Source organism: Paenibacillus graminis (assembly GCF_000758705.1).
GTDB lineage: Bacteria > Bacillota > Bacilli > Paenibacillales > Paenibacillaceae > Paenibacillus_AQ > Paenibacillus_AQ graminis.
The window spans coordinates 494,708-520,771 of the sequence record NZ_CP009287.1; the positions used below are offsets into that span (position 1 = coordinate 494,708).

Annotated in this window: 24 protein-coding genes and 1 riboswitch; of the genes, 11 read left to right on the plus strand and 13 right to left on the minus strand. The window is 52.7% G+C overall.

The genetic code is table 11. The features are described 5' to 3' along the window. Positions 1-302: 302 nt before the first annotated feature. Positions 303-396: riboswitch (cyclic di-GMP riboswitch) on the plus strand. Between the two features lie 29 nt (positions 397-425). After that, on the plus strand, positions 426-581 hold the full coding sequence (locus PGRAT_RS32110) for an anti-repressor SinI family protein (RefSeq protein ID WP_081758931.1): 156 nt from the start codon (positions 426-428) through the stop codon (positions 579-581). 94 nt (positions 582-675) lie between these two features. On the opposite strand, the gene PGRAT_RS02200 is transcribed toward PGRAT_RS32110, so the two are convergent. The 6 genes from PGRAT_RS02200 to PGRAT_RS02225 all read right to left on the minus strand — a co-directional run bounded on the left by PGRAT_RS02200 (position 676) and on the right by PGRAT_RS02225 (position 6,054). After that, positions 676-1,008: a helix-turn-helix domain-containing protein gene (locus tag PGRAT_RS02200; RefSeq protein WP_036706095.1), complete on the minus strand. Its 333-nt coding sequence runs from the start codon at positions 1,006-1,008 to the stop codon at positions 676-678. 255 nt (positions 1,009-1,263) lie between these two features. After that, positions 1,264-1,872 (minus strand): TasA family protein, encoded by a 609-nt coding sequence (locus PGRAT_RS02205; RefSeq protein WP_025707650.1) that lies wholly within the window; start codon positions 1,870-1,872, stop codon positions 1,264-1,266. An 85-nt stretch (positions 1,873-1,957) separates the two neighbouring features. Then, the gene (sipW, locus tag PGRAT_RS02210) at positions 1,958-2,545 is read right to left on the minus strand and encodes a signal peptidase I SipW (RefSeq protein WP_025707649.1); all 588 of its coding nucleotides are present in this window, start codon (positions 2,543-2,545) and stop codon (positions 1,958-1,960) included. A gap of 1 nt (position 2,546) precedes the next feature. Further along, complete coding sequence (locus PGRAT_RS02215; RefSeq protein ID WP_025707648.1) at positions 2,547-3,767, minus strand: hypothetical protein; 1,221 nt, start codon at positions 3,765-3,767, stop codon at positions 2,547-2,549. Between the two features lie 369 nt (positions 3,768-4,136). After that, positions 4,137-5,147 carry a hypothetical protein gene (locus PGRAT_RS32945; RefSeq protein ID WP_156124044.1) on the minus strand — a complete coding sequence of 337 codons (1,011 nt, stop codon included), beginning with the start codon at positions 5,145-5,147 and terminating at the stop codon, positions 4,137-4,139. Beyond that, the gene (locus PGRAT_RS02225) at positions 5,131-6,054 is read right to left on the minus strand and encodes an AraC family transcriptional regulator (protein WP_036705013.1); all 924 of its coding nucleotides are present in this window, start codon (positions 6,052-6,054) and stop codon (positions 5,131-5,133) included. The genes PGRAT_RS32945 and PGRAT_RS02225 overlap by 17 nt, the downstream gene beginning before the upstream one ends. Before the next feature lie 176 nt (positions 6,055-6,230). Here PGRAT_RS02225 and PGRAT_RS02230 point away from each other — a divergent pair, with 176 nt between their 5' ends. Continuing rightward, positions 6,231-6,968, plus strand: coding sequence for an SDR family oxidoreductase (locus tag PGRAT_RS02230; RefSeq protein ID WP_025705676.1), 738 nt, complete (start codon positions 6,231-6,233; stop codon positions 6,966-6,968). Positions 6,969-7,487: 519 nt separating this feature from the next. On the opposite strand, the gene PGRAT_RS02235 is transcribed toward PGRAT_RS02230, so the two are convergent. The 5 genes from PGRAT_RS02235 to PGRAT_RS02255 all read right to left on the minus strand — a co-directional run bounded on the left by PGRAT_RS02235 (position 7,488) and on the right by PGRAT_RS02255 (position 13,062). Continuing rightward, entirely contained in the window at positions 7,488-8,465 is a 978-nt protein-coding gene (locus tag PGRAT_RS02235; RefSeq protein ID WP_025705675.1) for an aldo/keto reductase, read from the minus strand. Positions 8,466-8,516: 51 nt separating this feature from the next. Further along, a complete protein-coding gene (locus PGRAT_RS02240) occupies positions 8,517-8,729 on the minus strand; it encodes a hypothetical protein (protein WP_025705674.1) in 213 nt (70 codons plus the stop codon). A 193-nt stretch (positions 8,730-8,922) separates the two neighbouring features. After that, complete coding sequence (locus tag PGRAT_RS02245) at positions 8,923-9,483, minus strand: PadR family transcriptional regulator (protein WP_025705673.1); 561 nt, start codon at positions 9,481-9,483, stop codon at positions 8,923-8,925. A gap of 6 nt (positions 9,484-9,489) precedes the next feature. Continuing rightward, entirely contained in the window at positions 9,490-11,007 is a 1,518-nt protein-coding gene (locus tag PGRAT_RS02250) for an MDR family MFS transporter (protein WP_025705672.1), read from the minus strand. Between the two features lie 213 nt (positions 11,008-11,220). Beyond that, positions 11,221-13,062 carry a bifunctional diguanylate cyclase/phosphohydrolase gene (locus PGRAT_RS02255; RefSeq protein ID WP_025705671.1) on the minus strand — a complete coding sequence of 614 codons (1,842 nt, stop codon included), beginning with the start codon at positions 13,060-13,062 and terminating at the stop codon, positions 11,221-11,223. A 195-nt stretch (positions 13,063-13,257) separates the two neighbouring features. Between PGRAT_RS02255 and PGRAT_RS02260 the strand changes: the two genes are divergently transcribed. From PGRAT_RS02260 to PGRAT_RS02270, 3 genes are all read left to right on the plus strand, one after another. After that, a complete protein-coding gene (locus PGRAT_RS02260) occupies positions 13,258-13,611 on the plus strand; it encodes a metal-sensitive transcriptional regulator (protein WP_081758827.1) in 354 nt (117 codons plus the stop codon). Between the two features lie 98 nt (positions 13,612-13,709). Beyond that, positions 13,710-13,910, plus strand: a complete 201-nt coding sequence (locus PGRAT_RS02265) for a copper ion binding protein (RefSeq protein ID WP_020427222.1) — start codon at positions 13,710-13,712, stop codon at positions 13,908-13,910. 112 nt (positions 13,911-14,022) lie between these two features. Further along, positions 14,023-16,476 (plus strand): heavy metal translocating P-type ATPase, encoded by a 2,454-nt coding sequence (locus PGRAT_RS02270; protein WP_081954717.1) that lies wholly within the window; start codon positions 14,023-14,025, stop codon positions 16,474-16,476. 799 nt (positions 16,477-17,275) lie between these two features. Here the strand turns inward: PGRAT_RS02270 and PGRAT_RS02275 are convergent. Then, positions 17,276-18,229, minus strand: coding sequence for a DMT family transporter (locus PGRAT_RS02275; RefSeq protein ID WP_025708418.1), 954 nt, complete (start codon positions 18,227-18,229; stop codon positions 17,276-17,278). A 203-nt stretch (positions 18,230-18,432) separates the two neighbouring features. Here PGRAT_RS02275 and PGRAT_RS02280 point away from each other — a divergent pair, with 203 nt between their 5' ends. The 6 genes from PGRAT_RS02280 (at position 18,433) to PGRAT_RS02305 (ending at position 24,662) form a co-directional block, all read left to right on the plus strand. Continuing rightward, positions 18,433-19,776, plus strand: coding sequence for an aminotransferase-like domain-containing protein (locus PGRAT_RS02280; RefSeq protein ID WP_025708417.1), 1,344 nt, complete (start codon positions 18,433-18,435; stop codon positions 19,774-19,776). Positions 19,777-19,855: 79 nt separating this feature from the next. Continuing rightward, the gene (nfsA, locus tag PGRAT_RS02285; RefSeq protein ID WP_025708416.1) at positions 19,856-20,608 is read left to right on the plus strand and encodes an oxygen-insensitive NADPH nitroreductase; all 753 of its coding nucleotides are present in this window, start codon (positions 19,856-19,858) and stop codon (positions 20,606-20,608) included. 648 nt (positions 20,609-21,256) lie between these two features. After that, on the plus strand, positions 21,257-22,171 hold the full coding sequence (locus PGRAT_RS02290; protein ID WP_025708415.1) for an ABC transporter ATP-binding protein: 915 nt from the start codon (positions 21,257-21,259) through the stop codon (positions 22,169-22,171). Further along, positions 22,168-22,905, plus strand: a complete 738-nt coding sequence (locus PGRAT_RS02295; protein WP_025708414.1) for an ABC transporter permease — start codon at positions 22,168-22,170, stop codon at positions 22,903-22,905. The genes PGRAT_RS02290 and PGRAT_RS02295 overlap by 4 nt, the downstream gene beginning before the upstream one ends. A gap of 6 nt (positions 22,906-22,911) precedes the next feature. Then, complete coding sequence (locus tag PGRAT_RS02300; RefSeq protein ID WP_025708413.1) at positions 22,912-24,063, plus strand: sensor histidine kinase; 1,152 nt, start codon at positions 22,912-22,914, stop codon at positions 24,061-24,063. Then, positions 24,060-24,662, plus strand: a complete 603-nt coding sequence (locus PGRAT_RS02305) for a response regulator transcription factor (RefSeq protein ID WP_025708412.1) — start codon at positions 24,060-24,062, stop codon at positions 24,660-24,662. Before PGRAT_RS02300 ends, PGRAT_RS02305 begins: the two co-directional genes overlap by 4 nt. Before the next feature lie 612 nt (positions 24,663-25,274). Here the strand turns inward: PGRAT_RS02305 and PGRAT_RS02315 are convergent. Then, positions 25,275-26,060, minus strand: coding sequence for an ABC transporter ATP-binding protein (locus PGRAT_RS02315; protein ID WP_042267753.1), 786 nt, complete (start codon positions 26,058-26,060; stop codon positions 25,275-25,277). Positions 26,061-26,064: the final 4 nt, after the last annotated feature.

A 26,064-nucleotide genomic window follows, 5' to 3' on the forward strand; every position in this document is an offset into this window, starting at 1 on the left:
GGGAATCCGTTCGCAAAACGGCATGATTCAGTCCGGAAATGATGAAGAACGGATATTGGTTGCAGATACAGGATTTGAAGCCAGTCCAACCAGTAATAATTACCCATTTATTAACCAGGAGTATTCATAAACAGCTCCTTAAGACATATAGATTGGACAAAGGTTAGCAAAAAAAGCTATTCTTTTGCACAACTCAGCATAAAATATTCCAGAAAACGACACACTTCTCATGTGAGATCTTATATAATGTTATTGCGGATAACGGTTTCATGGTTTCTAACCAGATCCTTTCATGTAAAGGATCCAGTAAAGGGTAAACCTGCCGAAAGGCAGGGACACAAAGTCTCGGGTCTAATGTAGAGATGCTGCAGCTACTACGACGGCCGGACTGCCTGGGGACGCATAAATTCTAGGAGGAGATATTCTTGGATAAGTCCAACCAGGGGAATGACGGAGAACTGCTGATGGGTGATCTGGATCTAGAATGGGTATATTTGCTGATGTCGGCCAAGAAGGCAGGGATCGATGCGGATGAAATCCGCCGGTTTTTAAACGAAAAAACAGCATTACAGGCGATGTAGGGGCGTTTGCTATGCGGGAATACATACAGAAAAAGGCACAGCGTCCATACGCTGTGCCTTTTTCTGTATCGCTGGAGCTTCGGACGACCATCCATTATTGATCCTTCTGCTCCAGCCGCCATTTTTGGTAATCGAGAAACTCTTTGAATTCCCTCTTGCTTATACCTGAGGCCATGGCTTCCTGAACGAGCCGGAACCATTCGCCGTCCAGGGAGGATTCGTCAGCATCCGAAGGTTCGCCATAGAGCAGACTGTGGATGGAAACCTGGAGCGCGTCAGCGATTTTTTCGATAAATTGGATAGAGGGGTTGGATTGGATATTTCTTTCTACATTGCTTAAGTATGATTTCGCAACATCAGCCTTGTCCGCCAGTTCGGATAAGGACCAGCCTTTTTCCAGACGGAGATGGTGGATGCGACTTCCCATATTATCCGGCACGATTACAACGCCCCTCCGTACTTTGTTAAAATATAAGGGTTGATATGGTTTGCGCCAACAATCATCCTTATATTTCTCGCTGAAACGGATGCCGCCGTTAAGGACGCATAGCCGTTTCCACTTGTCAGTATAACAAATTTCCTTACAACGAACAAAAATCGTTGTTACAAGGGAAAACAGCCTAATCTGCTTCCGAATCCGGAATCAGGGTAGGCTGCTTCATATAATGCGGTCCGTTATGAATTAGTAATCTTTTTTGGGGCCTTGTTTGGCCTCGAAATTCCAGGTTAACTTCAGCTTATCCTTTTGAAAATAGTTTTGTGCTTCGCCAGTATCCACGAATTCGAACTTGACTGTAAAGCTGTCGCTGCTCTGTGCTTTGATGCCGTCGGCTTCAGTGAGAATTTGATCCCATCCGGTATTGTTCACAAGATCCGGGGTTTGCCCCTTCAAGGCATCCAGTGTAGTTTCGTACACAACAACTTCCGGTGAGATAATCGTTCCTTTGTCATTGTTCTTCAGAAATTTGACCTTGATGAATTTGCTGAGATCGGCACCGTTGTTGTCGCCTAGGGTATCTGTAACCTCAGTGGTGGTTTTCAGCAGAATCGAACCGATATCGAGGGTACCGTCATTTTTAAGTTTAAAAGTTTTGGTTACGGTGTCACCCGGTTTCAGGTTTTGGATATCCACGATTACGGAAGGATCGGAGTTCAGATCCAGTGTGCCTGCTGCAAAGGTAGCCGTACTTGTTGCAGTATCACTGAAGTATGCGAAGGTCCCTCCGCCAATCAAAGACAAACCGAGTGCTGCCGATGCGATGCCAAAACCCAATGTTTTTTTGATACCCATATTCGAATTCCTCCTCTGATTTGTGTAGCTGCTGATAAATGTATTATTGTATCTTCCGTTTCGTAGGCGGAAGCGGACAATCTGTTCAGGACTGTATGTCAGTTCCCGGCGGCGCTTGGGGGAGTGCGGTGTTTTTGCGCTCAAGGGCGGTCAGTGCCTTCCATGAGCTGTAGAGTGCATAGAGCAGGAGCAGCAGTCCGGGAACGATCATCAGGACCACACTGCCGGCTTTGGAGGCGGCAAAATTCATGGCATATCCTATATAAGGAACGGTGACTCCGGTATACTCGGCTACAACATTCCCCGAACTGACAGGCGTCATATCGACAGCATCATTGTTATCGCCTTTTGTATGATAGACCACTTCTCCGGCAGCGTTTTTGGCAGAAGCGTCCACAATGCGGTGAGTGATCAGAATGTTATCCCCGCTAATGAAGGTAATGACGTCGCCTTTTTTGAACCGGGTCATATCTCCTCCGGGCTTCAAGGCGACTATGGAGCCGGTCTGAATGCCAGGTTCCATCGAACCGGACAGCACCGTTTTGATCTCATATCCGAAAAGGGAAGGTTCACCCCCTGAAGCTCTGGAAACTACTACGGCTGCTGCCAGCACCACGAAAATCAAAATCATCACTGCGGATATTGTATGGCTGATTATTTTTTTGATAAGCATGTCATTCTCCACCTTTAATGGGTTGTGGCTCCGAAGGCGATGCGGTCGGTTCAGGACTCTTAATCGGAGGCTCTGTTGCCTGTGGTTCTTGGGAAGGTGTTTTGATCACGTCCCCATCCGGAGTTGTGATTTGGTTATCGGCGGTTGGTGCCGGAGTGGTGCCGGCTGCCGGTTCTTCAGAAGCTCCAGCAGGTATTGCCTCAGATCCAGGAGCAGCTTCCGGCGTATTTATAGGAGTTGCCTCAGGTGTAGCTGGTGTGGCCGCAGGTGAGGCTCCCGGCGTGGTTTTTGGTTCAGCCTGGGCCTTCGCTTCGTTTTCCTTTTGCTGCTTCTCATATTCCAGTTTTGCTTCTTCGTCCTTTTTGGCCTTTTCCAGTGCTTCCTGACGGGTTTTCTCAAGCTCTTCAAGCCGCTTGCTCCGGGTCTGGCTGAGAAGCTGCTGCTGGAGCTCCAGTCCTGAAATATCTGCGGTTACTGCATCCCTGATATTGTTCAGCTCAGCTTCCAACTGCTCATATGAAGAAATCAGTTCATTGGACAGTTCTCCCGAAGGCTGGACCCTTGGAGTCAAGATCGGCAAGGAATGTAAGGGTTCTTCCGCGCTAAAATGAAGTTGGTTGTAAACAGCTTCGTTAACGGTTAATGGGGATGAAACCGTGTTGTTCTGAATTGCCTTCAGGTAGCTGACAATTCCGGTTATGGAAGCACTGAAGGATGCGGAGAGCACACCGCTTTGGCTTACACTGCTTTGCAGCTCGTTAAAGAATTGCCCATCCTTGATTTCCAGACAATTGGGATCCAAATCGGTCATGTATCCTCCAATCTGTACCAGGACCGCCGCCGCCGCGCTGATCTCTGCATGAATTCCATTCCAAATCTCGTTGTTAGCCGCTGTTTGCCCGTTGATGGCATTCAGATCCGACTGAAGCGCTGCTATCTGCCTTGAAATCTCCTGTTCCGCTGTCTCAAGCTCTTCTAAAGACATGGACTCTACTCCGGAAAGGCCTGGAACACCTGCCTGCGGAGTGTAACTTTTCAAGGATGCCTTTAGAGCTGCAGCCGCATTGAGATGATCTTTCAACGCATTGAGCAGCTGCTTCACGGATTCAGGGAATACCTTGCAAAAGCCAATCGTGCTCACTGTCTCTGCGGTACCGCTAAACCCTCCGTAAGTACTGCCTATCTGGCCGGAGGTATACAGCAGCAGAGCAGATACGGCCATTCCAGACTGCAGGATGCGAAGACCTTTTTTGTGGTTTTTTCTTTTACGCCGTTTGGCGGATCTGGGGTACAGAGGCGGGCCCTCCTCTCATGGCTTCCTAAGGATCTTATTCGCTATATTCGTTCTTTATTAAGAACAAGTTCGTAAGGAAATCATACACCGTCGTCCTTAGAAAAGAAAAATACCGATTTCGTCTAAATGTTCGCAATAAAGATCGTATATTATTGATTACCTGCGTATATCTGCATATATCGCTGTTTTTTGAAAATTGTTCTTAATTAAGAACGAATGGATAGAGGGCTAGTCCGTCTGATTAGGAACATGCATGAGGCGCTGGATAGGAATGGATTCAGGGACTGGAATGGCGGCCTAGAGGGAGGAAACAAAGGCAGAAATACCTTTGATTGGAGCCAGAACGGGCCAGAGGGAGGAAACAAAGGCAGAAATACCTTTGATTGGAGCCAAGATGGCCTGGGGGCTGGAAACAAAGGCAGAAATACCTTTGATTGGAGCCAGAACGGGCCAGGGAGAGGAAACAAAGGCAGAAATACCTTTGATTGGAGCCAGAACGGGCCAGGGGGAGGAAACAAAGGCAGAAATACCTTTGTTTGGAGCCAGAACGGGCCAGGGGGAGGAAACAAAGGCAGAAATACCTTTGTTTGGAGCCAAGATGGCCTGGGGGCTGGAAACAAAGGTAGAAATACCTTTGTTGGGAGCCAAGATGGCCTGGGGGCTGGAAACAAAGGCAGAAATACCTTTGATTGGAGCCAGAACGGGCCAAGGGGAGGAAACAAAGGTAGAAATACCTTTGTTTGGAGCCAGAACGGGCCAGGGAGAGGAAACAAAGGTAGAAATACCTTTGATTGGAGCCAGAACGGGCCAGGGAGAGGAAACAAAGGTAGAAATACCTTTGATTGGAGCCAGAACGGGCCAGGGGGAGGAAACAAAGGTAGAAATACCTTTGATTGGAGCCAGAACGGGCCAGGGGGAGGAAACAAAGGTAGAAATACCTTTGTTGGGAGCCAAGATGGCCTGGGGGCTGGAAACAAAGGTAGAAATACCTTTGATTGGAGCCAGAACGGGCCAGGGGGAGGAAACAAAGGTAGAAATACCTTTGATTGGAGCCAGAACGGGCCAGGGAGAGGAAACAAAGGTAGAAATACCTTTGATTGGAGCCAGAACGGGCCAGGGAGAGGAAACAAAGGTAGAAATACCTTTGATTGGAGCCAGAACGGGCCAGGGGGAGGAAACAAAGGTAGAAATACCTTTGTTGGGAGCCAGGATGGCCTGGGGGCTGGAAACAAAGGCAGAAATACCTTTGTTTGGAGCCAGCACTGTGGCCAGGGTTGCAAGATAAGCCGGTTTAAGTAACCGGATCATTGATGGAGTCGCGCATGTGCTTAACGTCGCTGATCGGCGGACGCCCAAACATGCGGGCGTATTCCCGGCTGAACTGGGAGGGGCTCTCGTAACCGACACGGTAGCCCGCGTCAGCGGCGTCCAAAAACTCTGTAAGCAGCAAGCGGCGGGCGACTTGCAGCCGGATAGCCTTTTGATACTGGAGCGGGCTCATGGCGGTGACCTTTTTGAAATGCTTGTGCAGCGCTGAAGGACTCAGGTTGACCTCCTTTGCCAGGTCTTCAATCAGAAGAGGCTTGGCATAGTCGCGGTTGATTAGCTGGATTGCTTCGGAGATGCGGTAGGCATGGCTGCCGATAAAAGCAAACTGTGTGATGGACGCACCTTGCTCGCCTTGCAGTACCCTATAAAGAACCTCACGGGTAACCAGCGGTGCGAGAATCGGAATATCTTCGGGAGTATCCGCAAGTTTGACCAGCCGGAGAACGGCATCCAGCAGCGAAGGAGTGGACTTGCTTACGATAATCCCACGGCCTGTTTTTCCATCCCATTGCGGAGGGTTCCCTTTGACGATATCCAGGATGATATCCGGAGTGAAATTTAACTGGAGGCTGAGGTAGGGTACTTGCGGCGACGCCTCCGTGATTTTGCCGATAATGGGCAGATGAACAGGAGTGACCAGATAGCTGGCCGGATCATAGGTGTAGCTTTCATTGCCAACGGTGGCTGTCTTGGAACCTTGCACGATAATGCATAGGGAGGGGACGTTAATGGAATGCCTTGGCTCCAGCACATAAGAGGAGCGTCTGAAAAAAAGTGAAGGCACAGCCGAAGGATTTACACCTTCAGAAGGTGTATGACGTTGAATCCGCAACGCCAGTTCATGCTGATACTCTGAAATCGAAGGCTCGATGGCGGATAGGTTCATGGTTCTGTGTCCTCCTTTCTGTACGGTCAGATGAGCATAGTGTAACCACCAGGGGCAGGATTAGGCAAGGATTGAACATAAATGGTCTACCTCCGGGCCCTAAAAAATCCCCATAATGGACAGGTAAGCTACGGCACAGGCTGTGGCAAATAAGCAAACGGAAGAGGGATTCGGATATGTCAGGAATCAAAGGCAAGGTTATAGCGATTACAGGGGCAAGCAGTGGGATCGGTGAAGCAGCAGCGCTCCTTCTCGCAGAGCGTGGAGCGAAGGTTGTGCTGGGAGCGCGTGGAGCCGGACGTTTAGAGGCGCTGGCGTCCCGCATTGCGGATGCAGGCGGTGAAGCTGCATATGCAGTTACAGATGTGAGACGCCGTGACGATGTGCTGGGTCTAGTTAACCTGGCCTGTGAACGGTACGGCAAGCTCGATGTTCTGATCAACAATGCCGGCGTGATGCCGATATCTCCCCTTGATGAGCTGCGCGTTCAGGATTGGGAGGATATGATCGATATCAATGTAAAAGGGGTACTGTACGGAATTGCGGCTGCCCTCCCAGTGTTCCGTAAGCAGGGATTTGGGCATTTCGTCAACACGGCTTCTACCGCAGCCTTTCGCATTGTGCCGAACATGGCCGTGTATGCCGGGACGAAGTTTGCTGTGCGCGCCATCTCTGAAGGGCTGCGCCAGGAGGCTGGCGACAAGCTGCGCGTGACCATTATTTCACCGGGCATGACCCGGACGAACTTTGCGGAATCCATGACAAACCCGGAAATCAAGGCCAAGCTGGAGGAATCCCGGGATGAGATCGCGATGCCGGCAGACGCCATTGCCCGTGCTGTCGCGTATGCGATCGAGCAGCCGGAGGACGTAGATGTAAGTGAGGTTATTATCCGTCCCACGGCCCAGGGATGAGCGGTGCACAATAGTGCAGAGTAAATGAAAAAGGTTACGATTCTTCTGGGCAGCACCACAATTCAAAATACCCAAAAGTAGACTCTCAGGAGCCGTGACAGATTGAGGTGGAATAAGTCCACTTCAGGGGACGAAAAAGCTTCCCCAGGTAGGATTAGTGGGAAAAAGTAGAGTTAATTCAAGCGAATTCGGTGGTAAGGGGCCCAAACTGCCCAATTAGTTATCCTTTTTCCAGCTAGTGCTTGCGGGAAAGCGGGACGGCGGAGAATAAGTTTACTTTTTTCACTTAGGCTTGCGCAGATCCCTGGGCTTGCTGGAGCCAGAGCTTAACAGAGAGAACTGGAGGTTTCGGAGGACTGAGAGGTCTAGGAGGACTGAATGAAGGAAGAGTTTATCCGATAAGGGATAGTTACTTAGATCCCTCCCCTCATCGTGGAGAGGGGAGGGATCTTCTTACTAAACCCAAAAACCCAGCCTCCATCAAGAGGGCCGGGTCATCGTGGGCAGACATGTTTTATATTATGGCAGCTTCTCGCCGCGCGAGCTGACGTACAGGTCGTACCATTCCCTGCGGGACAGCTCCAGCTTGCCGGCATCCCTGCAAGCGGTGATCCGCCCAGGATTCACCGTGCCGATGACCGGCTGGATTGCAGCCGGATGGCTCATCAGCCAGGAGAGGACAATCGCCTCGGGCGTAGTGTTCTTCTCCTCGGCCAGCGTCTTGACCATGGCGGCTGTATTCACGATATTCTCCGGCTGCCCATCCAGAGAGCGTCCGCTGAATATTCCCTGGGCCAGCGGCCCCCAGGCCTGAAGCTGAATGTTCTCTGCCCGGCAGTATTCAATGGTGCCCTCTGGAAAAGTGATATCCTTCCATGGCTCCCGGTTGACACTGATTACCGCATCGACCCAGCTGATTTTGGCCAGGCTCATATGCAGCTGGTTAACGATAAAGGGTTCATCGCAATAGACCTGAAGCAGCTTGATCTGGGCCGCGCTCATATTGGAGACGCCGAAATGGCGCACCTTTCCCGCCGTTTTGAGCTGGTGCAGCGCCTCAGCGACTTCCTCAGGGTCCATCAGCGGATCGGGCCGGTGCAGCAGCAGGATATCGATATACTCCGTTCCCAGGCGGGTGAGGGTTCCATCGACACTGTTCAGGATATGCTCTTTGGAAAAGTCGAACACATTGGAGCGGTCGCCCGGCTCCATTAGCTTGATTCCGCATTTGGACTGCAGAATGATCTCTTCCCGCAGACCCGGACGCTCCCTGAAAATCTGTCCGAATACCTTCTCGGCTTTTCCGCGGGTGTAGATATCGGCATGGTCAAAAAAGTTAATGCCGATGTCCAGCGCGGCTTCCACCGCCTCATGGCCCTGCTTCACATTTTCTGCTGTAACCGGTTCGCGGTTCCAGCCTCCGCCCAGTCCCATGCATCCCAGGGCAATGCGGCTGGCGGGGATGCCGCGTTTGTTCAGTGGCAGCGTTTTCAGCAAGATGATCCCTCCGTGACAACAAAATAGCAATTCAAAGAGTATTGTACATCTTCAGAATCCGGTATGGTACTTCTTATCACTGGAGGAGCGGTGTTTGGTGCCTTCCTTATCCTTCTCTTCCTGCTTCTCCAGGTTCAAATCCTCCACCGGAATGGGATCAACATTCCGTTCACTTTCATCCAGATCGAACAGACTGGGATTCTCAGTGGGGTATTGCTCGGGATGGTCCCGCTTGTCTCCTTGGAGTTTGTTGTCTTTGTCCATGCGTCTTCTCCTCGCTTTCTGGCAGTTTGCTCATTAATAAACGGATTTCCTCCCCTGTAAACAGGAAAGAGGCCATTGGGGGCCTCTCTCCAAACTTAAGGATGTATTTTCTCCAGTGAGAAACGATGCTATCCAGACTTCACTCGGAAAGGCCGCTTCAATGAAGGTTGTGGCAGGGTTATTGCAGGCATGCTCACAGATCAAGCGGTGTGCCGACATCATTAAGCTTCCGTTCGGTTACATCCGCATAGAGACGCTTCAGCCATTTCAGCTCGGTCAGACTATGCTCGTATTTGCCGTACATCGCATGCAGTGCCGAGCGTGGAACAACAGCAATATGCTCCTCATACACCTGATAGGCATAGTTCACCCGATGCTCGGTTTCACGAATCCGTTCCTCCAGCAGCTTCTCCACCTTGCTCTGATCGATGTGGCGCGAGAACGCAAGGGCGGTGTAGAGCGGATGGTAGAAGATATCGGTTTTTTTGATCTGCTGCAGGACCAGCTGCTCGAACAGGGTTTTGCCTTTATCGGTAATGCGGTAGATGGTCTTGTCCGGACGGTCGCTGCTGTGGATGACCTCAACGGATTCAATATGACCTTCCCCGGCCAGCTTGTCCACGGCATAGTATAAGGACCCCATTTGCAGCTTCATCATCTGGTCCATGGTGCGTTCCTTCATCACCAGCTTAATCTCATACGGATGCATATTCCGTTCCAGCAGCAGGCCGAGAATTACCATTTTCATCGACATGGCAGGTTACCTCTGCTCACCGGCCGGCTGCTGTTTTTTGCTGTGATCGGTAAGACGGTCGCCCGGCATCAGGAGGACAAAAACAAATCCCAGCACGGCCGGAACCAGCGCCCACAAAAAGGTATGGGCAATCGAGCCGGATAGCGCATTGGTGATTTTCTCCAGCACGGGGGCCGGAATCTGGGCTCTGGCTTCAGGAGTCAGGGCCGCGCGCGGATCACCGAACGACGAGGTGGCACCTGCGCCGAAGGCGTCACTTAGCCCATTCGTGAAGCTGTTGCGCTGAATAATGCCAAAAATCGTAATGCCGAGCGTCATGCCCAGCGACCGCATGAAGGTGCTGGTCGAAGTGGCGGAGCCCCGCTGGCGCATGTCGAAATGATGGATCGAGGACATGCTGAGCACGGAGAAGGAGAAGCCTACGCCAAAGCCTGTCAGCGCCATGAACATATTCAGCATTAGCCGGGAGGTATCCGGGGCCAGCGTGCTCAAAGAGAACACCCCGGCCACAAAGCAAACAGCCGACAGCAGCATGATATTGCGGAAGCTGGTCTTGGTGGTCAGCAGTCCGCCGGTCTGGCTGCCGATTACGGTGCCGATCATCATCGGCATTAGAATCAGGCCGGAGTTAGTAGCCGAGCCGCCGTATACCCCCTGCACGTAAATCGGGATGTAAACTGTGGCCACGATAAAGGCAGAGCCATAGAACAGCCCCAGGATACTGCTGGTGGCGAATAGCCGGTTGCGGAACATGGCGAAGGAAATGACCGCCTCAGGCGCCACCCGTTCAATGAACAGGAACGAAATCAGCAGCACAGCGAAGCCGCCGAACAAGCCGAGAATTTGCGCTGAATCCCAGGCATATTGATTGCCGCCCAGTTCCAGGGCAAACATCAGGCAGATCACTGCCCCTACCAGCGTGAAGGCGCCGCCCCAGTCAATGCGCTGCTTGGCGTGGGAGACGGATTCCTTGTAGGACAGGGTGATCAGAATAAAAGCAACAACGCCAATGGGCAGATTGATATAGAACACCCACTGCCAGCCGACATAGTCAGTAATGTAAGCGCCGAGAAGAGGACCTACCACGCTGGAAATACCAAAGACAGCGCCGAAGAGTCCGGTCAGCTTGCCTCGTTTTTCCGGGGGATAGATATCGAACATAATGGTGAAGGCAATCGGCATAAGCGCACCTCCGCCAATCCCTTGAACCGCCCGGTAGATACTGAGCTGGGTGATGCTGTTTGCGGTTCCGCACAGGGCGGAGCCAACCAGGAATACAATCAGGCCAAAGATAAAAAACCGCTTCCGGCCATACATATCGGACAGCTTGCCGAAGATCGGCGTTCCGGCCATTACCATGACCATATAGGCCGAGGTCACCCAGACGATTTTATCGAGTCCGCCCAGATCGGAAACGATGGTGCCCATAGCTGAAGCTACAATGGTGTTGTCCATAGCGGACATAAGGATACCCAGCAGCAGGCCGACAACTACAAGCTTAAGGTTACTTTCTTTACTATTCATGCTTTGCAGACTCCTTCTGAAAAAGTTTCGTGAGCCTCATTATAGTCAAATTTGAATAGGGTGGCAAGCATTATTTTCTGAAAATTTTAACGGATTTTCTTCTGTCCAGATGTCTGTCAATCAGGGGGAAACACAAAAAAACCGCCGCCCATAGGGAAGAACGGCAGTAGAACTAAGTATTCCAATAATGCGGCGAAATCATAACCGCTTCTTCTAGATTGCCGTTTCGCTCCCGCACACCTCTCTTTTTTCAATATATCGGATGAAGAATTCGGTTAGCTCAGGATCGAACTGGCTTCCGGCACAGGCACGCAGCTCAACAATGGCTTCTTTGAACGATTTGGTCGGCTGGTAGGGCCGTTCGGTGGTCATCGCGTCGAAGGAGTCGATAATGGTCAGCATGCGGCATAACCGGGGGATTTCTTCGCCTTTGAAGCCGTAGGGATAACCTTTGCCGTCATAACGTTCGTGATGCAGCTCGATATAGGGGGCCAAATCTCTGAATTTTTCGTTGGTCAGCGCCATTTCCTTGCCCCAGATAACATGCCATTTGACCATTTCCCATTCCTCCAGCGACAGCTTGTCCTTTTTATTGAGGATTCCCCAGGGAATCTCCAGCTTGCCGATGTCATGAATGAGTGCGCCAAGTGTAAACTGCCGTTTGGAGAGGGTGTCCAGATTCAGCAGCTCGCTGATGTCCACTGCATAGCGGAAGACGCGTTTGGAATGCTTGAAGGTCTCCAGATCCTTGTACATGAACAGGTTCAGCTGCTGCTCAATATCGCGGACGTCCTCGCTGAAATCAACATCCCGCTCCAGCGGCGACTGGCTGCCATAGGTATGAACGAGGTTTTTACCTTGTCTTTTGGCATAATAGAGCGCCTGGTCGGCATGGTCTACGAGCTCTGATTTGAAATGGACATCCGGCTGGTATGCGGCGATGCCGGCAGAGAAGGCCAGACAGCCCTGGGGAAAAATTTCACTCCCTTCAAAACGGGAATGGTTAAGGGTTTTGCGCAGGGACTCCATGAAGTTTTTGGCCGCTAGAGCATCATAGCCCGGCATCAAGAGTGTGAATTCTTCCCCGCCATAGCGGGACACAATAATGTTCGTGTTCTCCGTCTCCCTCTTCAGCAGCTCCGCCAAGAAAACGATCAGCCCGTCGCCCTTGAGATGGCCGAACTGATCATTGTACTTTTTGAAATCATCGATATCGATCATTGCCAGGGAGAGGGCGGCGCCGCTGATCTTGGAGCTGCTCATCTCCTCTTCCAGCGCCAGCTCAAAATAACTATGGTTGAACAGCCCCGTTCGCGGGTCGCGGTTGGACCGTTCCTCAATATCACGGTACATGCTGAACAGCCGCTTGAAGGAATAGGAAATGAGAATGCTGAGGCACAGGAACAGTCCCAGGCCCACCATGTGATTATGGTACAGCAGAATCGTCAAGACCAGCGACAGCACCAGCGTACAGGCATAGGCGAGGATGGTGTCAGTAAGCATTCCTTTGAGGGTATTGTACAGATTTTTGTGGTAAACAACGTAATAATAGAAGCCGATCAGCAGTGTGTTGAGAATAAAATATACAGCCATAGCGCTTATATATGCTTCCAGGCGGCTGCTGAGCAGCGGCCCCTGGACACCCCCTAGCGCGGTAAAGACAATCGAAGCAGAAGCAACCATGATGCAATAGACGGCAAAATTATTGAGGTGCTTCCACCACACCGTACTGCCCCATTCCAGGAGCAGCAGGACAAGGGAGCTAAGCAGCAGTACCATAAGGGTGAACGAGAGGCCAAAAATAAAAATGCAGGCTAAATAAACGGAGGAGTCGAGTGACAGTCCGTTTCCTTGTGGAGGAAGCTGAAAGGTGAAGACGGTCAGGATCACTGCCGCTCCCGCCATGGCGGTAATCCAGCCCCAGGCGGAAGATGAGAAATGCAGAAAAGAACCTCCACCGTAAATAACAAACAAGCCTAGCCCGATCAAGCATATGATAAAGGAGTACAAGTGTCCCCTGTTGTGCAAGAAGCTGCTGTTTATCCGTCGGAACAACGCTGCCCCTCCTCTGCGTTCGTAATAGAGTAGTATGCCGGGTTCAAAGGAGCCTTTAAGTATACATTCGCTTTCTGATAGGAAACTCCTGCTAAATCATGACAAATGTAGTGGATGTCCGGGAAAGTGCGGAAAACAAAACGAAGGTATTGACATACCCATGGGGGGTATATTATATTGATATTGAGGAGGCTGATTCCTGTGTCTACTAATGAGAAAGAGCACGCTGGGCATTCCTGCGGAGACGATTGTCATACTTCTGCCCCCGGCGTACGCAAAAGTCACCATTCAGCGGAATTCAAGAGCGGGCTTACCACCCGGCTCAACCGGATCGAGGGCCAGATCCGCGGCGTCAAGGGCATGATCGAGCGGGATACTTACTGCGATGATGTGCTCAACCAGCTGGCGGCGGTCCAGGCTGCGCTGAACAGCGTCGGCAAGCTGCTGCTTGAAGGGCACATGAAGAGCTGTATTATTGAGCGGATCGAGGCCGGAGAACATGAGGTGATCGACGAACTGCTGGTCACGGTCAACAAGCTGATGAAATAAATGTATACGCTAATCATACTTAAGCAGATGCTTCCGAGGCCAGTTTTGTACGAAGTAAATTCAGGAAGCACCCATAAAAATTTTAGGAGGGTTTATAAATGTCTAATGTAACGTTGAATGTAGAAGGAATGTCCTGCGGTCATTGTGTCAGTGCGGTAGAGAAGGCGGTAAGCGGTGTGGGCGCCGCTGCGAAGGTGGATCTGCAGGCCAAGACCGTAGCTGTGGATTATGATGAGAACAAAGTGAGCCTCAGCACGATCAAAGCGGCCATTGAAGACCAGGGCTATGATGTAGTCTAATTGGAATTGCACATATAAGGGCTTGGAGCGGGGAATCCTTGTGATTTCAGAGGCGCCAATGCCCTTTCTTCTACAAAAAATTATACCCCATAGGGGTATGGAGGTGGAGAACATGGAAAAGACAGCGGAAACCTCACTGCAGCAGACCACACTGCAGATTACGGGGATGACCTGTTCGGCTTGCGCAGCACGGATTGAAAAGGGGCTCTCCCGTATGGAGGGAGTGTCAAAGGCCAATGTAAATCTGGCGCTGGAGCAGGCGACCGTCGGCTATGACCCTGCTGTTGCAGGCGTACCGCAGATTGAGGAGAAGATCCGTTCGCTGGGCTATGATACCCGTAAGGAATCGGCGGATTTTGATATTTCGGGCATGACCTGTGCGGCTTGCTCCGCGCGGATTGAGAAGGTGCTGGGACGCACGCCCGGCATTGCGGCAGTGAATGTGAATCTGGCGCTGGAAACGGCGCATGTGGAGTACGCGCCAGGGAACATTGGCGTATCCGAGATTATGGAGAAGGTCAGCAGCATCGGTTACAAGGCAACACTGAAGCAGGACCGCAAGGAGCAAGCCGATCAGCGCGGGCAGGAGATTCAGCGCAAGCGGAATAAGTGGATTATTTCTGCAATTCTCTCGTTCCCGCTGCTCTGGGCGATGGCAGGCCACTTCTCCTTCACGGACTGGATCTGGACGCCGGAGCTGCTGATGAACCCTTGGTTCCAACTGGTGCTGGCTACACCAGTGCAGTTCATCATCGGCTGGCAATTCTATGTCAGAGCCTATAAAGCGTTGAGGAACGGCAGCGCCAATATGGATGTCCTGGTAGTGCTAGGCACCTCAGCAGCCTTTTTCTACAGTCTGTATCTGACAATAGACTCCTTGAGCATGAGCGGTATGAGTCATACGGTAGACATGTATTATGAGACCAGTGCTATTCTGATTACGCTGATTCTTGTCGGCAAATGGTTCGAAGCCCTGGCGAAAGGCCGTTCCTCCGATGCGATCCGCAGCCTGATGGGGCTGCAGGCCAAGACCGCGCTGGTCGTTCGTGACGGTGCCGAGCTCAGCATCCCGGTGGAGGAAGTTATTCCGGGCGACCTCGTGCTGGTGAAGCCGGGAACGAAGGTCCCCGTCGACGGGGAGGTTGTCGAAGGGTTGTCCTCCGTGGATGAATCCATGCTGACCGGGGAGAGCATCCCGGTGGAGAAGAAACCGGGGGACAGTGTAATCGGAGCTACACTGAACAAAAACGGCATGCTGCGGATCAAAGCGCGCAAGGTAGGCCGCGATACCGCGCTTGCACAAATCATTAGAGTCGTAGAGGAAGCCCAGGGCTCCAAAGCGCCGATTCAGCGGATCGCTGATGTGATTTCCGGCATCTTTGTGCCGATTGTCGTGGGGATTGCCGCTGTCACCTTTGTGATCTGGTACATTTGGGGCGCTCCCGGCCAGTTCGCCGAGGCGCTGGAGAAAGCCATTGCCGTGCTGGTCATTGCCTGCCCGTGTGCGCTCGGTCTGGCTACGCCGACCTCGATTATGGCCGGTTCGGGGCGTGCGGCTGAATTCGGGATTTTGTTCAAAGGCGGGGAGCATCTGGAAGCGGCTCAGGGAATTCAGGTGGTCGTGCTGGATAAGACAGGTACCGTTACGAGCGGCAAGCCGGTGCTGACGGATATTCTGACGACCACCGGCATTGCAGCACATGGCAGAGAAGCCGCAGAGAACCGCCTGCTGGCCCTTACAGCGGCTGCTGAGAAGCTCTCGGAGCATCCGCTGGCTGATGCGATTGTCGCCGGTGCTGCCGCCAGAGGTCTTGAACTGCCGGAAGCCGGGGAGTTCCAGGCCGTACCGGGCCGCGGGATTACCGCAGTTGTCGGCGGACAGACCGTAAGCGTAGGCACCCGCAGAATGATGGAGGAAGGCGGTTTAGAGCCTGGTTTATGGGCCCCCCTCATGACGAAGCTGGAGCAGGAAGGCAAAACTGCGATGCTTGTGTCCGTGGAAGGCGTGATCGCCGGGGTAGTAGCGGTGGCCGACACCATCAAGGAAACCTCGCGGGCAGCGGTAGCCAAGCTGCATGACATGGGCATTGAAGTGGTGATGATTACTGGAGACAACCAGATCACCGCCCAGGCCATTGCGGAGCAGGCCGGTATCCGTAAAGTGCTGGCCGAGGTGCTGCCGGAGGGCAAGGCTGCGGAGATCCGCAGGCTGCAGAGCAGCGGCGTCAAGGTAGCCATGGTCGGCGACGGCATCAACGATGCGCCTGCCCTGGCGATAGCAGATACCGGGATGGCCATTGGCACCGGTACCGACGTCGCGATGGAAGCGGCGGACATCACGCTGATGCGCGGTGACCTCATGAGCATCCCGGATGCGGTCATGATGAGCCGCAAAACGATGCGGAACATCAAGCAGAATCTGTTCTGGGCGCTTGCCTACAATACGATTGGCATCCCGATCGCCGCTCTGGGTTTCCTGGCCCCATGGCTGGCCGGGGCAGCGATGGCCTTCAGCTCTGTCTCGGTAGTCCTGAACGCGCTGCGGCTGCAGCGGGTGAAGCTGTAATTAGAATAAGCACGCCAAGTCTCCTGTCTTACGGGGCTTGGCTTTTTTTATGGGTTAAGAATTGATTATACAATGCCAAAAACATGGATTTCCAAGCTTCAGCTAAAATGCTGAATGATGCTGAATACGGCGCAATGATGCTGAATGACCTGCGAAGAAACAGGTGGGCAAGCGCTAGTTGGAAAAAGGGAACCTATTTCCCCAAAAAATCATCAATCGTGAGTTTTAAGTGGAAAAAGGAAACTTAATTGGGCTATATTTCTCTATTTAAGGCGAAATGAGCTGGATTAGTTGACCTTTTTCCACTTAGCCTGCATGCCAAGGTAGTTTCGAGCACATTAGTTTACCTTTTTCCACTTGGATTGCCGCAGGGTTCGGGTAGAGGGTGCTCCAGGCAACGCTGAACGGAGATCCCTAAAAGCTAAGTTTTCCATTAAAGGCCGCGTACCCGATTTACTCTGAATGTTCCATGCTTTCCAGGTAATATGAAGGTTAGACTCGATCCATGTCCCGATTTCAGGAGCGTAAGTGTTATAAAAACAGCCAACTCTCCGGCGGTTAACAACAGCCAGGATGCGCAGTATCTGGAATGGACAGATTCCCCAACCAAGATAAGTTATACTATCTATGTCTCCGGAGGGAAGATTACAAAGGAGGCCCTGGTATCACTTGCTGAGCAGATTATCACCGGGCAATCGTAACCCGCAATTATCGGAAAAGAGTTGTTCCGCAGACGGGAAGGATGCGGGACAACTCTTTTTATTGGATATTCATGCGCATCTGCTCATCAAGCAGCTTCTCACCTGCTTAAAGGCTCCGTCCGATCAGCGCCGGGTTTAGCTTTTGCTTTTTTCCGGCCCAGCAGGTTTGTGCCAACTACGCCTGCTATAATCAGGAACGAGCCGATCCAGTGATACACTGTGATCTCTTCCCCGAGAAAGAGGGCTCCGGCTGCAATGGAGACGATCGTCGAGAGATTGGTGAACACACTCATAAGGGAAGCTTCAATTTTGGACAAAATATAGGTGGAGGTCAGGGTGGTGACAAGGGATGCTATGACCCCCAGGTATACAGCGGACAGGATAAAGGTGCCGCTCTTGAGCGGGCTTAGGAAATCGCTGAACGTTCCGCCGGCCGCATGTCCGGTGAGCGAAATGATCAGGAAGGTGGCGAAGCCAATCCCCATCATCAGGTAGCTGAGCTCAGCGGGGCTGAAGTGCCTGGAGAGCGAACGGGCCAGCACGCTGTACCCGGCAAAAGCCAGACAGGTCATGAACAACAGCACAATCCCGGTCATATTGGACAGCTGAATGCTGCTCCCTTTCATCACGAAGATAAATACAACGCCAAATACAGACAGGAAAATACATAGCTTTTGCAGCAGAGTCGTCGTTTCCTTCAAGAAAATAGAGGCGATGATCATCGTCACGACGGGAGTAAACGAATAAAGAATTCCTCCCTCGGCAGAGGTGGCATGCTGGAGTCCGAATACCTGAAGGGTGAAAAATCCGAGCGGGTACATGGCTGCCAGCAGCAGCGCCCGGCCAATGGGCTTGCCGCGGTAGGAGACTTTGACCCAGCCGAGAGCGACCGGGACCGACATCACTGCAAATGAGGCAGCGAAGCGGTAGGTTAGTGTGTCTAGCGGTCCGGCATGGCCGAGTGCCACTTTGGTAAACAAAAATGAGAATCCGATAATAACCGCATTGAGCACGGCAAAGGCATAAGCCAGCTTGAGTCCTTGTTTCTGCATAGGTGCATCTCCCTTTTGTGAACATGACAGGATCGTATAAACGTCTTATCTGTTATTTAAAATTAAAGGGAAATCCGCAGCCCAACAATATCTGTTTTTCGCTACTGTACCGATACAGTTTCCTGATTCCTGTATAATGAATGAACAAGAACAATGATAATATGAACAGCAAATCCTAAGCTGAAGGCGAGGTGAGGCGTACCATGAAAAAGTATCTGGCGGTCTTATCCGACATGGAGAAGCGGATCAAGGGAGGAGAATACAGCCCGGGGCAAAAGCTGCCTTCCGTGCGCAGCAGCGCAGAATTCTACGGGTGCAGTGTCAGCACCGTTTTGCGGGCTTACGGGGAGCTGGAGAGAACACATGCGATTTATTCGATTCCGCAGAGCGGCTATTACATGGTGGAAAAGTCAGAAGAGCCGGGACCTGCCGGGAGCAGCGGGATGGTTGATTTTGCCTCGGCTTCGCCGGATCTGAACGTATTTCCGTATTTGGATTTCCAGCATTGCCTCAACAAAGCGATTGACCGGTACAAGTATCACCTGTTCACCTATGGTGATGCGCTGGGACTGGATACACTGCGGCATACGCTGGTGTCGCATCTGGTGGAGTATCAGGTTTTTGCCAGGGTGGAGCGTATCATCATCACTTCGGGTATCCAGCAGGCACTGGAGATTCTGGCCAGAATGCCGTTTCCTAACAGCCGGACAGAGATTCTGGTCGAACAGCCGGGATATGATATTTATCTGCGGTATCTGGAGGCGGAGGGACTGCCCGTGAGCGGGATCGCCCGTTCGGCAGCCGGCATTGACCTGCGGGAGCTGGAGGCTTGGTTCGCAAGCGGCAGATTTAAATTTTTCTATACCATGCCCAGGTATCATAATCCGCTTGGAACGTCTTACAGTACGGAGGAGCGGAAAGCCATTGCCGCACTAGCCGGCAAATACGATGTGTACATCGTGGAGGATGATTACATGGCCGATCTGGGTGCAGAGCAGCGTTTTGATCCAATATTTGCGTATGACCAGACTTCACATACCGTGTATCTGAAAAGCTTCTCCAAAATCATTTTTCCGGGACTCAGGCTGGGTGCGGCCGTGGTGCCGGAACCGCTGCTGGAGACCTTCCGGGCGTATAAAGGATACACGGACACCTCGTTGTTATCCCAGGCAGCGCTTGAGGTGTACATCAAGAACGGCATGTACGGGCATCATAGGCACAAAATAAAAGCTATGTACGCAGAAAGAATCCAAGCGGTATATGAGGCGCTTGCGCGGCACAATACGGAAGGCCTGATAGAGGTGTCTGCGGCCAGCTCGGGCGTCTATCTGCAATTCAAGCTGCCGGTAACCGTGAATTTGGAACGTCTGGTCAAGCGGCTGGCGGAGCGGAAGATCAGCGTTGTGTCCGGCAATGGATTCTATCTATCCGGTTACCGGAACCGGGAAAAGTTCATGCGCATCAGCATCTCCCGCGCCCGGATGGATCAGATTGATGAGGGTGTCAGGGCCATTGTCCAGGAGGCGGCACGGGGAAGCGGGTGGTAGAGCGGGCTGTTCCTGTTGTCGGAACACTCTTTTGTGTTCATAATATGCCTATAACAGAAAAAAGAGAGGCGAACCTATTGTGAAACCGAATAACGAAACCCTTGAGCTGTTGAACCGCCACACCTCTGTCCGCCAGTTTCAGGACAAGCCCGTGAGTGATGAGCAGCTTGCAGCTATTATCGGGGCAGGCCAGATGGCTTCCACTTCAAGCAATGTCCAGGCATATTCGGTCATTGCCGTGACGGAGCCGGATCTGAAAGCCCGGCTGTCCAAGCTGTCCGGCAATCAGGCCTATATTGAACAATGCCCGGTGTTCCTGGTCTGGTGTGCCGATCTGTACCGGCTGCGGGAGATCAGCGGCCCGCACCTGCAGGGGGCAGCTTCCTATGAGGGGTCCACAGAAAATCTGATCGTGGCCACCGTCGATGTAGCGCTTGCCGCGCAGAATGCGGCGGTTGCGGCGGAATCGCTGGGTCTTGGCATCGTGTATATTGGCGGGGTGCGCAATAATATCGCAGAGCTGTCAGAGCTGCTGGGCCTGCCGGAGCTGGTCTATCCGGTTTTTGGCATGTGCCTCGGCTATCCCGCCGGAGTGAACGGCATCCGTCCGCGTCTTCCGCTTCAGGCGGTGCTTCATCATAACGGCTATCAGGCAGATGCCTCGGTAGAGCAGGTTAAGGCCTATGATGAGGTCACCCGGGATTACATGCGGCAGCGGACCGGGGGGCAGAAGGATACACCGTGGTCGGAGATGATGGCGGGCCGTCTTGCCCAGCCTTCCCGGCTGCAGATGAAGGAGTTTCTGCTGCAAAAGGGGTTTATGCAGAAATAAGGCCGGATGGTATAGTGCCCTTCAAGTTCTAACTGTAATAATCATATCTAAGCCTTTCTGTCAGCGCTGGACGCCTTGCAGGAAGGCTTTTTGAATGTTTAGGAAATTATGATTTCTTTCGCTTGTGAAAATATTGTGCATACAGTTAGGGATAAGTAGACGTGAATTCAGCGAATTCACCCGGCAGGGTGGTAAACAGCCGGATTCGATAGACTTTTTTCCAACTCGCGCTGGCGAAGAAGCAGGTGAACAACCGCTAGTTGGAAAAAGGGAACTTATTTCCCCTCAAAATCAAAAAAATGGGATATTTAAGTGGAAAAAGGAAACTTAATGGGGTGATTTTACTCACTCAGGAGCGAAATGAGCTGAATTAGGGATCCTTTTTCCAACTTAGGCTGCGGAGATCCGTGTGCTGGGGCAAATTAGTGGTCCTTTTTTCCACTTGTGTGCGCAAAATCGATTACATATCCTGGTGGAAACATCTTGCTGCACCATTTATGAAAATTAATAAATTCCTTAAAAGTCCAGAAACGAAAATTCAGGTGACAATTGTCACCCGAAAAAAATGACAGTCTATACTGATGTCATCTTCCGTTTTTTAATACCATGGAAGTACAGCAAAAACATACGGTGACGGAGGAAAAAGACATGAGCCATGTGATTGAAATGAACAGGGTCAGCAAGATCTTTAATGATAAAAAGGCCGTTGACGGCATCAGCTTCACCATCGGGAAAGGCTCCATTACAGCCGTACTCGGGCCAAACGGCGCAGGCAAAACAACCATGCTGTCGATGCTGCTGGGGCTGCTTACGCCCACAGAAGGCACGGTGAAGGTATTCGGGCTTGCTCCAAAGGATGTGAAGGTGCGCGAACGCTGCGGGGCCATGCTGCAGGAGGTGAGCGTAATGGACCGGCTGAAGGTCCGCGAGATCATCGCTCTGATCCGCAGCTACTACCCGCAGCCGATGGATATGGAGTTTCTGGTCAGGGCGACAGGGCTTGCTCCGGCCGATCTGAACCGCTATGCCGAGAAGTTATCCGGCGGCCAGAAGCGCAGCCTGGCCTTTGCGCTGGCGCTGGCGGGAAATCCGCAGCTGCTGTTCCTGGACGAACCGACGGTTGGCCTGGATACTACGGCCCGTCGGCAGTTCTGGGACACGGTGCGGGAGCTGGCTGCGGGGGGAACAACCATTTTGTTCACGACTCATTACCTGCAGGAGGCTGAGGAGATTGCGGACCGGATTCTGTTGTTCAGCCAGGGGACGCTCGTAGCGGATGGCAGCCCGGAAGAGATCAAAGCGAGAATGATCAAGCAGTCGCTGTCCTTCCTGCCGGCCGGAGATGCGGCAGCTCTGCGCGGACAGCTGCTTAAGCTGGCGCCCGTTGTAGACTGCTATGACAAGGACGGCCGTATCCATGTGGCAACAGAAAATACGGACGAGGCGCTCCGGGCGATTTTTACAGGCGGACTTGCCGTGAGGAATGTGCGTATTCACCAGGGAAGCCTGGATGAAGCATTCGAACAATTGACCCGCAACCACGAGGAGGATATGAAACGATGAGAATTGTTGCTATGCAGTGCAAAGCAGAAATGCTGCGGATATTCCGCAATCCCTATTATGTATTCTGGTCTTTATTAATGCCCATCCTGTTCTATTTCATCTTCACCAGAGTGGTGAATACAGGGACGGATGATGTATCAGAATGGCAGGCGCACTACCTGATGTCCATGGCCGCATTCAGTGTAATGGGGTCCGCTATAATGACGCTGGGCATCCGGCTGGTCCAGGAACGGACACAGGGCTGGAACACATTTATCCGCATTACCCCGCTTCCGTCTCCCGTCTATTTTGCCGGTAAAATGTTCGGCCAGACCCTTATGCATCTATTTTCGGTGATCTGTATTTTTGCCGCGGGATATCTGATTAACGGTGTATCGCTGACCGCCGGACAATGGGTGCTGAGCGGAGTATGGATTCTGGCGGGCTCGCTGCCTTTTCTCGCGCTTGGCACACTTGTGGGCTTCATGAAACGGGTCGATACGGCGAGCGGTATCAGCAACGTGCTCTATATGGGTCTGGCGGTTGCCGGAGGCATGTGGATGCCGCTTGAGATTCTGCCAAAGGTAATGCAGCAGATCGGCCATTGGCTGCCTTCTTATAATTACGGGGAGGGGGCTTGGAAAATTGTTGGCGGGGGTTATCCGCAGTGGAGTAATATCCTGATTTTGCTCGGATATCTGGCTGCCTTTATGTTACTATCGGTCTATATCCGAAAAAAACAGGAAGCGGTGTAATCTACTATGGCGCGCAGGCAGTTCCGGTTGTTTCCGCAAAGATTCGGCTTTTTCCCTTATATGTGGCTCCTATACTTGTTGTTTCCGGTCATCAATCTGCAAGAGGAGCATGGAATCAAGCTGGTGCTTGGCGCAGCGATGCTGGTCCTGTTCGCCGTGACCTACCGGCAGCTTTATTGGGCCACCGGCAGAGCTTTTACCCTGTGGCTGGCTGTGCAGATGCTGATTATTGTAATTCTAAGTGCAGCCTATACGCCTTACGATCTGTTTATGGGCTTCTTTACCTCGAATTTCATCGGCTGGTACACAAGGGAGAAGCATTTTAAAATGGCTTTTGCTGTATTCGCGGCCATGGTGCTTGTCCCGCTGATCGCGGCTACTTGGGGAATGGCGGTAGGGGATTTGCTGTTCCTGTACCCATTCATGATTATTATGCTGGTCTTCCCGTTTGGCATACGCTCACTGTACCGCAAAAGAATGCTGGAAAAGGAGCTGGACCAGGCCAACGAAGTCATCAAGGAACTGGTTAAACGCGAGGAACGGATGCGGATTGCCCGGGACCTGCACGATACGCTGGGGCACACGCTGTCGCTGATTACCCTCAAGAGCCAGCTGGTCGAAAAGCTTGCGGCCAAGGATGCCGAACGCACGCAAGCCGAAGCCAGGGAGATCCAGCGGATTTCACGCGCGGCGCTGCGCCAGGTCCGTGAACTGGTGTCGGAGATGCGGGCCGTATCCGTAGCTGAAGAGCTGGCGGAAGTGGGGGAAATGCTGCGTACAGCGGATATAGCCATGGAAATCGAGGGCGATGCCCAGCTTGAGGGCGTATCAGACCTTACTCAGAATATTCTAAGTCTCTGCATCAAGGAGGCTGTGACCAACATTGTGAAGCATAGTGGAGCGGACTGGTGCCGGATTGCCCTTGCCATGACAGAGGGAGAGGTACAGATCTCCATTGAGGATAACGGAGTTGGACTGCACCCGCAGGAGCAGGAAGGCCATGTGCGGGACGAAGGCAACGGGATGAAAGGGATGGCTGAACGGCTGTCATTGATTGACGGTTCTTTGAAGCTGAGTTCAGGCGAAAAGAGGGGGACGGTCTTGACTGTTGCCATCCCGAGAGTCGTCAAGGAAAGAAAGGATGGAGTGACTGCATGATACGCATCGTAATTGCCGAAGATCAGCGCCTGCTGCGCGGGGCCATGGCTTCGCTGCTGGATCTGGAGGACGATATAGAAGTGGCAGGAGAAGCCGGGGACGGGGCGGAGGCGCTTGCTGTCATTGAACGGCTTCAGCCGGATGTATGCCTGATGGACATAGAAATGCCCTATAAAAGCGGGCTGGATGTAGCGGAAACCTTGAAGGCAAAAGGCTGCGCCACCAAAATCATTATACTGACCACCTTTGCCCGTCCGGGCTATTTGGAGCGCGGCGTGAAGGCCGGGATTCAAGGGTATCTGCTGAAGGACGAGCCGGTAGACAAGCTGGCGGATGCGATCCGCCGGGTCATGGACGGCCACCGGGAGGTGTCTCCCGAGCTTGTCTTCGGCAGCCTGCGGGAAGAAAATCCGCTGTCTGACCGGGAGCGGGAAATCCTGAAGCTGGCCGGCGGCGGCCAGAGCGCCGGGGAAATCGCAGCTGCGCTGCACCTCTCCTATGGTACTGTCCGCAATTACATATCCGAGATTCTGAACAAACTGGAAGTGAAGAGCCGCATTGAAGCCGTGCGGCTGGCGGAGGAGAAGGGCTGGATTTAGGGGAGTGCGCAGTGGAACTGAAGTGCAGATTTCCCCGGGTAGACCGGAGGGAAAGTGCGGTGGCGATTTTTACCAGATTGCCCGGGCATACTTTCTTAAACCGCAGCTGGGTGGTTGTGCTGGAAAGTTGGAAAGTAAAGAAGTTGGAAAGCAGGAAAGTCGGGAGTCGGAAAACAGGAAAGTCGGGTGTCGGAAAGTGTGGAACCCGGAAGGCAGTAAAGCTGGGAGTCCAAAGCCGGGAAGTGTGAAGGCCCGAAATCGGCGGGGGAGTAGGAGAAAAGTGCATGTGGGAGGAGTTAGTTGGAATTTGTACACTTAAATAGCTGGAATTTGCGTGTTTTTGGGATTTAGTTGGATTTCCTCCACCTAATTTAGGCTATGGACCAGCGAATAGGCTTCAGGAGCCGATTTAGTTGTACTATTTCCCACTAATGATTAAGTATCCTTGTTATATGCAGATTTAAGTATACTTTTTCCCACTAAATGCTGACCCGGCATAGCAAACCAGGCCCGGCTACCCTGATATAAAGGGCAACCGGGCCTGTTTATTGCAGCTGGGCCTAGACAGCTGGAATTTAAACTGCTTGAACCGCAAATTGCAATGGCGCAGGCTTACTTGGCAGCCTTCGCCTGCTCCTCGCGCATCCATTGGGACAGCTGGCGCTTCAGCTTCAGGAATTCGGGCGATTCCGTAATTTCCTCGCGGCGAGGGCGCGGGAAAGGAACATCGACGGTATGCAGGACGGAGCCGGGACGTCCGGAGAAGACGTAGATGCGGCTGGAGAGGAGCAGCGCCTCCTCGATATTGTGGGTGATGAACAGCACGGAGCGGCGGTTCTCCTCCCACAGCTCCAGCAGCCAGCGCTGCATTTCGCTGCGCGTCAGCGCATCCAGCGCGCTGAACGGCTCGTCCAGCAGCATCAGCTCCTGCGGCGCCAGCAGCGCCCGCAGAAAAGCGGCCCGCTGCTGCATGCCGCCAGACAGCATATGCGGGTAGGCGCGTTCGAACCCGCCAAGGCCGACCTTGTCCAGCCAGTGGCGGGCGGCCGCCCGCGCTTCCGCCCGCGGCTTGCCCTTCAGCTCACCCGCGAGCAGGACATTGTCTTCGATGGTCCGCCACGGGAACAGCGCAGGCTGCTGGGGCATATAGCTGATCTCGCCGCGCTGTCCGGTGACCGGCTTGCCGTTCATGCTTATGGTTCCGGCATCGGGCTGCTCCAGGCCGCCGATAATGTGGAACAGTGTGCTTTTGCCGCAGCCGGAGGGGCCCACGATGGAGACGAATTCCTGCGGCTCCACCTTGAGCGAGACATGGTCCAGCACCAGGGTTTCACGGCGGCGGTGGAAGAAAGCCTTAGTCACGCTGTCCACTTCCAGCGCTGGCGGCGCTCCGGCCATGCGG

Coding starts and splice junctions, on each gene's coding strand:
- PGRAT_RS02200 (WP_036706095.1), bottom strand. CDS start 1,008: ATGGGAAGTCGCATCCACCATCTCCGTCTGGAAAAAGGCTGGTCCTTA.
- PGRAT_RS02205 (WP_025707650.1), bottom strand. CDS start 1,872: ATGGGTATCAAAAAAACATTGGGTTTTGGCATCGCATCGGCAGCACTC.
- sipW (WP_025707649.1), bottom strand. CDS start 2,545: ATGCTTATCAAAAAAATAATCAGCCATACAATATCCGCAGTGATGATT.
- PGRAT_RS02215 (WP_025707648.1), bottom strand. CDS start 3,767: ATGGCCGTATCTGCTCTGCTGCTGTATACCTCCGGCCAGATAGGCAGT.
- PGRAT_RS32945 (WP_156124044.1), bottom strand. CDS start 5,147: ATGATCCGGTTACTTAAACCGGCTTATCTTGCAACCCTGGCCACAGTG.
- PGRAT_RS02225 (WP_036705013.1), bottom strand. CDS start 6,054: ATGAACCTATCCGCCATCGAGCCTTCGATTTCAGAGTATCAGCATGAA.
- PGRAT_RS02230 (WP_025705676.1), top strand. CDS start 6,231: ATGTCAGGAATCAAAGGCAAGGTTATAGCGATTACAGGGGCAAGCAGT.
- PGRAT_RS02240 (WP_025705674.1), bottom strand. CDS start 8,729: ATGGACAAAGACAACAAACTCCAAGGAGACAAGCGGGACCATCCCGAG.
- PGRAT_RS02245 (WP_025705673.1), bottom strand. CDS start 9,483: ATGTCGATGAAAATGGTAATTCTCGGCCTGCTGCTGGAACGGAATATG.
- PGRAT_RS02250 (WP_025705672.1), bottom strand. CDS start 11,007: ATGAATAGTAAAGAAAGTAACCTTAAGCTTGTAGTTGTCGGCCTGCTG.
- PGRAT_RS02265 (WP_020427222.1), top strand. CDS start 13,710: ATGTCTAATGTAACGTTGAATGTAGAAGGAATGTCCTGCGGTCATTGT.
- PGRAT_RS02270 (WP_081954717.1), top strand. CDS start 14,023: ATGGAAAAGACAGCGGAAACCTCACTGCAGCAGACCACACTGCAGATT.
- PGRAT_RS02275 (WP_025708418.1), bottom strand. CDS start 18,229: ATGCAGAAACAAGGACTCAAGCTGGCTTATGCCTTTGCCGTGCTCAAT.
- PGRAT_RS02280 (WP_025708417.1), top strand. CDS start 18,433: ATGAAAAAGTATCTGGCGGTCTTATCCGACATGGAGAAGCGGATCAAG.
- PGRAT_RS02290 (WP_025708415.1), top strand. CDS start 21,257: ATGAGCCATGTGATTGAAATGAACAGGGTCAGCAAGATCTTTAATGAT.
- PGRAT_RS02295 (WP_025708414.1), top strand. CDS start 22,168: ATGAGAATTGTTGCTATGCAGTGCAAAGCAGAAATGCTGCGGATATTC.
- PGRAT_RS02300 (WP_025708413.1), top strand. CDS start 22,912: ATGGCGCGCAGGCAGTTCCGGTTGTTTCCGCAAAGATTCGGCTTTTTC.
- PGRAT_RS02305 (WP_025708412.1), top strand. CDS start 24,060: ATGATACGCATCGTAATTGCCGAAGATCAGCGCCTGCTGCGCGGGGCC.
- PGRAT_RS02315 (WP_042267753.1), bottom strand. CDS start 26,060: ATGGCCGGAGCGCCGCCAGCGCTGGAAGTGGACAGCGTGACTAAGGCT.